Annotated in this window: 6 protein-coding genes; 5 read left to right on the forward strand and 1 reads right to left on the reverse strand. The window is 37.8% G+C overall.

Annotated elements, in window-relative coordinates; genetic code table 11:
- The 5 genes from AC1DND_RS13375 to AC1DND_RS13395 all read left to right on the forward strand — a co-directional run.
- Positions 1-2,054: DNA-directed RNA polymerase subunit beta' (locus AC1DND_RS13375; RefSeq protein WP_477582261.1), on the forward strand; the 2,054-nt coding region annotated here is incomplete at its 5' end.
- A 159-nt stretch (positions 2,055-2,213) separates the two neighbouring features.
- The gene (locus AC1DND_RS13380) at positions 2,214-3,947 is read left to right on the forward strand and encodes a DUF4091 domain-containing protein (RefSeq protein ID WP_477582262.1); all 1,734 of its coding nucleotides are present in this window, start codon (positions 2,214-2,216) and stop codon (positions 3,945-3,947) included.
- 237 nt (positions 3,948-4,184) lie between these two features.
- Positions 4,185-4,496 (forward strand): DUF3467 domain-containing protein, encoded by a 312-nt coding sequence (locus AC1DND_RS13385; protein ID WP_055914859.1) that lies wholly within the window; start codon positions 4,185-4,187, stop codon positions 4,494-4,496.
- A gap of 76 nt (positions 4,497-4,572) precedes the next feature.
- The gene (locus tag AC1DND_RS13390) at positions 4,573-5,796 is read left to right on the forward strand and encodes an OmpP1/FadL family transporter (protein WP_477582264.1); all 1,224 of its coding nucleotides are present in this window, start codon (positions 4,573-4,575) and stop codon (positions 5,794-5,796) included.
- Between the two features lie 11 nt (positions 5,797-5,807).
- Entirely contained in the window at positions 5,808-7,106 is a 1,299-nt protein-coding gene (locus tag AC1DND_RS13395; protein ID WP_477582266.1) for a G-D-S-L family lipolytic protein, read from the forward strand.
- A gap of 52 nt (positions 7,107-7,158) precedes the next feature.
- On the opposite strand, the gene miaA is transcribed toward AC1DND_RS13395, so the two are convergent.
- A partial coding sequence (miaA, locus tag AC1DND_RS13400; protein WP_477582267.1) for a tRNA (adenosine(37)-N6)-dimethylallyltransferase MiaA occupies positions 7,159-7,820 on the reverse strand: 662 nt, incomplete at its 5' end.

Genomic DNA, 7,820 nt, shown 5'->3' on the forward strand with positions numbered 1-7,820 from the left:
TGCGTGGTTTGATGGCGAAACCTCAAAAATCAGGTTCAGGTGGCGATATCATCGAAAACCCGATCTTATCAAACTTTAAAGAAGGTTTATCGGTATTAGAGTACTTTATCTCTACTCACGGTGCACGTAAAGGTTTGGCGGATACGGCGTTAAAAACGGCGGATGCGGGTTACTTAACCCGTCGTTTACATGATGTGGCGCAGGATATGATTGTTAACGATAACGATTGTGGTACTTTAAGAGGTATGTATACTACCGCTTTAAAAGATCAGGAAGATATCGTTGAGCCATTATACGACAGGATTTTAGGCCGTACTTCACTACATGATGTGTACAATCCATTGGATAACACTTTATTGGTGGGTGCTGGAGAAGATATTAACGAAGATGTAGCTAAATTGATCGAAGAATCTCCACTAGAAGGTATCGAGATCCGTTCAGTACTAACTTGCGAATCTAAACGTGGTGTTTGTKCATTATGTTATGGCCGTAACTTAGCATCTGGTAAACGTGTTCAGAGAGGTGAGGCAGTTGGTGTAATTGCAGCACAGTCAATCGGTGAGCCGGGTACACAGTTAACACTTCGTACTTTCCACGTGGGTGGTACTGCATCAAACATTGCTGCAGAATCTAACATCGTAGCTAAGTTTGATGGTGTAATCGAATTCGAAAATATCCGTACTGTAGATACACAAACAGAAGAAGGAACAGTTCAGGTGGTATTGGGCCGTTCAGGTGAGTTCAAAATTGTTGAGCCAGGAACCGGACGTATCATTGTAACCAATAACATTCCTTACGGTGCATTCTTGTTCGTAAAAGAAGGTGATAAACTTTCTAAAGGTGATAAAATCTGTTCGTGGGATCCGTACAACGCGGTTATTCTATCAGAATTTGCCGGTAAAGCACAATTTGATGCCATTATTGAAGGTGTAACCTTCCGTGAAGAATCAGATGAGCAAACTGGTCACCGTGAAAAAGTAATTATCGATACACGTGATAAAACTAAAAACCCTTCAGTTCAGATCGTTGATAAGAAAGGTGAATTCATTAAAGGTTATAACATTCCGGTAGGTGCCCACGTTTCAGTTGATGAAGGTGAAGCAATCCAAACTGGTCAGATTATCGCTAAGATTCCTCGTGCAACTGGTAAAACCCGAGATATTACAGGTGGTTTACCTCGTGTAACGGAATTATTTGAAGCGCGTAACCCATCTAACCCAGCTGTAGTAACTGAGATTGATGGTGTGGTAACTTTAGGTGGCGTTAAACGTGGTAACCGTGAAATTACAATCGAATCGAAAGATGGTGAAGTTAAAAAATACTTGGTTCCATTGTCGAAACACATCCTTGTTCAGGATAACGACTTTGTAAAAGCAGGTATGCCTTTATCAGATGGTTCAATTTCTCCTGCGGATATCTTATCAATTAAAGGCCCTGCAGCGGTTCAAGAATACCTGGTAAATGGTATTCAAGAGGTTTACCGTTTACAAGGTGTGAAAATTAACGATAAGCACTTCGAGGTAATTGTTCACCAGATGATGCAGAAAGTTCACATTGAAGATCCAGGTGATACTATTTTCTTAGAAAACAATGCTGTTGACCGTTGGGATTTTGCCGACGAGAACGATGCGATGTACGACAAGAAAGTGGTTGAAGATGCAGGTGATTCTACAGATTTCAAACCAGGTCAGATTGTTTCATTGCGTAGATTAAGAGACGAAAATTCTCAATTGAAACGTAAAGATTTAAAACAGATCACGGTTAGAGATGCAAGACCAGCAACTGCAAGTTCTATCTTACAAGGTATTACACGTGCATCATTAGGTACTAAATCGTTCATTTCTGCAGCTTCGTTCCAGGAAACTACGAAAGTATTAAATGAGGCAGCTATTGCAGGTAAACGCGATAATATGTTAGGCTTGAAAGAAAACGTGATCGTTGGTCACTTAATCCCTTCAGGTACTGGTGTACGTGGTTACGAAAGAATCATCGTTGGTTCACAAGAAGAATACGATAAATTATTAGCTTCGAAACAAGAAGAAGTAGAAGCTTAGATTTTAATAGTAATTATAAGCCCTCTGAATTTTTATTCAGAGGGCTTTTTTGTTTTATGAAAGAATCTATCTATTTTGTTACGGTCCGTCAAACGTTTGCGTAGAGGCACCTTCTTAATCACTTAATCTTATTCTGTTAGGTTTGATTAACTTAGGTTTATGAAGTTTTTATCTGTGATATTAATCATGGGCTTGGGTTTAACAAGCGCAGCTCAGGATGTTAGTCTGGCCTTACAAAAAGCAAAATTGCCAGATAGCGAAACTATAAATAAGGAGTGGAATAATACCTCTGAAGGTTTAAATATTAGCTTTGCTAATAGTAACCTCAGGTTTGCAAAAGATATACCTCCAGCCATTTCAATTCAAAATACATGGAATACTGCTGCCTGGAAAGGAGAAAAAGTACATACCCAGCTGTTGCTTTGGACAAAAGCTAAGCATATCAACATCAGTATTCAGGTTTCTGATCTCAAAGATCAACAAGGCAATAGCATAAAAAAAGAAAACATTACTTCAGGTATAATTAAATATGTAATTACCGACGAGTTTAGAGATGGCTGTGGCTACCGTAAAGCTGCAGATTTTGATTCATCATATGTAGCAGACCTGATCGATACCAAACTTAATACGATCAGCATTAATACTAAAAATACACAACCAGTTTGGTTAAGTATAAAAGTTCCTGTTAATGTAAAAGCCGGAAGTTACGCTGGAACAGTCAAAATTAAAGGGGAAAAGGAATACAATTTGCCCATTAAAATCAAAGTACTCGATAAAACTTTACCACCTCCAAGTGAGTGGAAATACGATTTAGATTTATGGCAGCATCCCGCTGCTATTGCCCGGGCGCATAACGTAAAATTATGGAGCGACGAACATTTTGTATTAATGAAACCATATTATACAATGTTGGCCAATGCCGGACAGAAAACAATTACAGCAAGTATTGTAAATGAACCCTGGGGGCATCAAACCTACGATGATTATCCAAGTTTAATCAAATGGATAAAGAAAAAAGATGGCAGTTGGCTTTACGATTATAGCCTATTTGATAGATACATTGCTTTTGTAATGACCACTGGTATAAATCAACGCATTAATTGCTACAGTATGGTGCCGTGGAAAATTGCTTTTACCTATTGGGATGAAACTGCACAAAAAGAGGTTGTTTTTACAGAAGCTATTGGAACACCTGCTTATGATGCATTTTGGAAGAACATGCTTACCGATTTCACCAAACATTTAAAAGCTAAGAACTGGTTCGAGAAGACATATATCGCTATGGATGAGCGCCCGATGAAAGCTATGCAGGCTGTAATTAAACTATTAAAAAGTGTTGATCCGAAATGGAAACTTGCTTTAGCTGGTGAATACCATCAGGAAATCGAAAAAGATATCGATAATTATTGCATTGCTTCAAAATGGGAATTTCCGGCTGATGTGTTGCAAAAACGTAACGAGCAAGGTAAAACCAGCACCTGGTATACTTGCTGTACCGAACCTTACCCAAATGCATTCAGTTTCTCTTCGCCTGCAGAACAGGTATGGATGGGTTGGTATACCGCCAATAAAAATATGGACGGTTATTTGCGTTGGGCATATAACAGCTGGACCAAAAATCCTTTAACCGATACGCGTTTTACAGCTTGGCCCGCTGGCGATACTTATCAGGTTTATCCCGGACCATTAACATCGGTCAGGTTTGAAAAATTGATTGAAGGTGGACAGGATTTTGAGAAAATTAAGCAACTGCAGGCACTTTATACCAAAAATAAGAATACAGCAGCACTTGAGGAATTGAATAAAGCTTTAGAAAATTTCAACTTAAAATCTTTATCAACGGTTACTGCTGATGAAATTTTAAAACGCGTAAAACCGATGCTAAACAAATAATAGATGAAGCCAAATACTTTTTTGTGGGGTTGATGATCTGCCTGGTGCATTGTGAATTTCGGCAAAATATATACAAGTAAAGCAATGGCTATTGCAGGCAATAAAAAAAGCATTAGCTATTGCTGTGTTAGATTTTTTAGAGAAATAACATTTAAAGCGCCATAAAATTTAATTTTATTTCAAACATTATGTTTTAAATTCCGCTTAAGCAGTGGAATTTTTTATTTTTGAGCTATTATGGAAGAACAACAAAACGAGAATCAATTAAATATAGAGTTATCGGAAGAAATCGCTGAAGGAATTTTTTCTAACTTAGCCATCATTACCCACTCTAATACAGAATTTGTATTAGATTTTATCCGTGTAATGCCGGGAATTCCGAAGGCAAAAGTTAAATCAAGAATTATCTTAACTCCAGAACACGCAAAGCGTTTATTAGCAGCATTGGAAGATAATATTCAGAAATTCGAAGCCGTAAACGGGCGTATTAAAACTCAAGAAGAACCACCTTTTCCTATGGGCTTCGGCGGGCCAACCGCTCAAGCGTAAGACTATTCAAAATCTTACAAACAAATGTTTGTTTGCTATGTTAGCATAGTATATATTTGTGTATAACCATTTATATATGAAAAAATTTTTATTGAGCGCATTACTTTCTGCCCCACTTTGGGTTTTGGGGCAGGGTTTCCAGGTTAATTTACAAGGACAGAAACAAATTGGTATGGCAGGTGCAGGTTCTGCATTGGCTTTAGACGAGGCTTCCGTATTTTATAATCCCGGTGCAGTAACTTTCTTAGAGAAAAACTCAGTTTCAGCAGGTGTAAACCCATTATTATTTAAATCCGCTTTTAAACAAACGGGTTCGAATGTTACAGAGGATGTGAAGAACAAAATTGCCCCTCCTTTCGAGTTTTATGCGGTGTGGGGGCCGAAATCAAATAAGTGGAAGTTAGGCTTAGGTGTGTATACGCCTTTTGGCGGTTTAGTAGATTGGGGCGATAATTGGTCTGGTAAGTATGCTTTAACCTCATTAAATTTAAAAGCAATCTATTTTCAACCAACATTAAGTATAAAAATTACCGATCGTATTGGTATAGGTGCAGGTTTTGTTTATAACCATGGCGATGTAAATCTTCAAAGAGCTATTCCTGTAAATTTTCCTGACGGTCGTTCGGGAAAAGCAACCTTAGATGGTACCGGAACAGGTTATGGATGGAATGCGGGTTTATATATCAAAACATTAAGCAATATCTCTTTTGCACTCGTACATAAATCGAAGGTAATTACGAAACTTGATGCTGGTTCAGCAGAATTTGAGGTTCCAAAGTCATTAGAAGGATCTTTTCCAGCAGGAAATACCTTTAACGCTGAATTACCTTTACCAGCTACCACAAGTTTAGGTGTAGGTATTCCATTGTCAAAAAGTACAGTTTTAGCTTTTGATGCAAGTTGGGTACAATGGCATATTTATCAGGATTTGTCTTTTGATTATGCTACCAATACACCTGCGCTGGTTGATACAAAATCAGCGCGCAATTATCGTGATGGTTCTTCGTTTAAATTAGGTATTAACCACCAGGCCTCAGAGAAATTAGCATTAAGAGCAGGTATTGGTTATGCTTTCTCTCCGGTACAGGACGGGTACGTAACACCTGAAGCTCCTGATGCTGACCGATACATTTTAAGTGCAGGTTTAGGTTATACGCCAACCCGCCATTTCGAAGTTAATGCATCGTTCTTTTTTGAAGATGTTAAATCGCGTAAACAAAAGAATATTGAAACGGGCCTAGATGGTACCTTTAAAACTTTGGTTTATGCACCAGGTATTTCGTTAACTTATAAATGGTAGGAGAAATTTAAATGAAAAGATATATATTAAATAGTTTCGTTGCTGCTATCATCCTTTTTGCAGCAGCTTGTAAACCCGAAATAGAAACGTCTGCAGGTACAACTGCCGGACAAGCTAATTTTAGTAAATACATTGCTGTGGGTAACTCCTTAACTTCAGGATATGCCGATGGAGGTTTATATTTGGAAGGACAAAAAGTTGCTTATCCAAACCTAATTGCCGCCAAAATGGCTACGGTCGGTGGTGGGGCATTTACCTCTCCGTTTTTTAGCGAAGAACATTCAAATGGCTCAGGTTATATTTCTTTAACAGCACTGGTTAATGGTACCCCAACTTTAACTCCTGTTGTTGATAAACTGGCTATAAGAGATGCAGCGAAGCATTTAGACAAATTCAATGACGAAATCCAAAACTTGGGTATACCTGGAATGCGTGTTGATCTGGCCTTCGATCCAACGCTTACTTTCAGTGCTGCAAATCCTTATTTCGAGCGTTTGTTGCCAGATGCTCAGGTAGGTAAAACCAATTATTTTCAGTTTATTCAAGGAAGAAATCATACTTTTTTCTCGCTTTGGCTTGGAAATAATGATGTATTGGGTTACGCTTTAAATGGTGCAGTTACCGTATCTACCGATCCTACAACGGCTTTAACAGATAAGGTTACTTTTTCTTCTTTATATGCTAATTTTTTAAATGTTTTAACTGCAGATGGCCAAAAAGGTATAGTTGGTACTATTCCTGATGTAACTGCAATCCCTTATTTTAATACAGTTACTGTAGCAGCTTTATTAAATGCTGCCAAAGCAATTAATCCTGCAGCGGCAGCTATTTATATTCAAACAGGAACAGGTTCGGTAAGGCCTGCAACTGCTGAAGATTTAATCCGTTTACCGTTTCAATCAGAGGGCATATTTGGCAAGCCAAATGGTTCTGGCATTCCTTATGGTTTACACCCATTAAATCCGATTGAAAATAAATGGGTATTAGATAAGGATGAAGTAATTAAATTAAAAGATTATGTAAATAGCTACAATAGCAGCATTAAATCTTTAGCTACAAGCAAAGGTTTGGCCATTGCAGACACTTATGCTTATTTTAATCAGGTTAAAACTGGTATTAATGTTCAGGGGGTTGGTATCAATGCTTCATTTATTACCGGTGGCGCATTCTCTTTAGATGGTGTTCACTTAACGCCGCGTGGAAATGCAGTAATTGCCAATGTATTTATAGATGCCATTAATGCTAAATACGGTTCTACCGTACCAAACATTGATATTACGCAATATAGAGGCGTTAAATTCCCAAATTAATTCAAAAAGATTTTTATATTTTTAAAAGGTTCTAACGCTGTTGGGACCTTTTTCATTTTAGCCTATCATGGATAAAATTGATTACCCTTTCTTTTTCAATAGGTTCAAACCAATTGATCTCTTCATCTCTTCTAAACCAGGTGAGTTGGCGTTTGGCAAAGCGACGCGTATTTTGTTTGATTGCTGAAACGGCATCTTCAAGAGATAATTTTCCGTCTAGGTAATCGAAAAGTTCACTGTAACCTACCGTGTTTAAAGCATTATATTTTTTAAAGGGTATAAGCGACTTTACTTCTTCTATTAAACCATCAGCAATCATTTTATCAACTCTTTGGTTGATTCGGTCGTAAAGGATAGCACGATCGGTATTGAGACCTATTTTGATAATGTTAAATGGTCTTTTCTTTTTTGTAGCGGAAAGCATTGACGAAAGTTTTTGTCCGGTTGATAAAAATACCTCTAAACCCCTGATCATTCTTTGTGGATTTTGTTGATCTACCTTTGCAAAATATTCAGGATCTAATGCTGCCAGCTGTTTTTGGATACTTGATAATCCTTCTTCTTCAAACTGTTTATTGAGCCTTTCACGTATGGCTAAATCAATATCTGGCATTTCATCCAAGCCATTAATTAACGCATTAACATATAAACCTGAACCTCCAACCATAATGGCCAGATTGTGTTTTTTGAAAATTTGATCGAGGGTATTTAACC

The organism is Pedobacter sp. 01N416, from assembly GCF_056399685.1.